The organism is Paeniglutamicibacter sp. MACA_103 (genome assembly GCF_045798555.1).
Taxonomy (GTDB): Bacteria; Actinomycetota; Actinomycetes; order Actinomycetales; family Micrococcaceae; genus Paeniglutamicibacter.
Genome location: NZ_JBIXLN010000138.1, coordinates 1 through 258, shown reverse-complemented (window position 1 = coordinate 258; position 258 = coordinate 1). Strand labels below are relative to the sequence as shown.

The window sequence follows — 258 nt, the reverse complement described above, 5'->3', positions numbered from 1 at the left end:
TCGCCATCGAGGACCACCGTGACGGTGGCACCCGGCTCGCCCTTGCCCGACACCGGAACAGAGCCGGTCTCGCCCAGATCCTGACCGGCGGTCGGGGAATCAATGCTCACCGGAGCAACAGCGGCAGGCGCCGCAGTCGTGAACGCAACCTCGGCCGTCGACCCGTCGACGTCCTGGGTGGCAACCACGTTGTGGTCGCCGGCCGGAACATCGGCGAACGTCACGGTCCAGTTGCCCTCGGCATCAACGACCGCGGTC

1 protein-coding gene is annotated in these 258 nt (G+C 68.6%); it reads right to left on the bottom strand.

From position 1 onward, the window contains the following. A partial coding sequence (locus ACIPVK_RS21870) for a hypothetical protein (RefSeq protein WP_407614080.1) occupies positions 1-258 on the bottom strand: 258 nt, incomplete at both ends.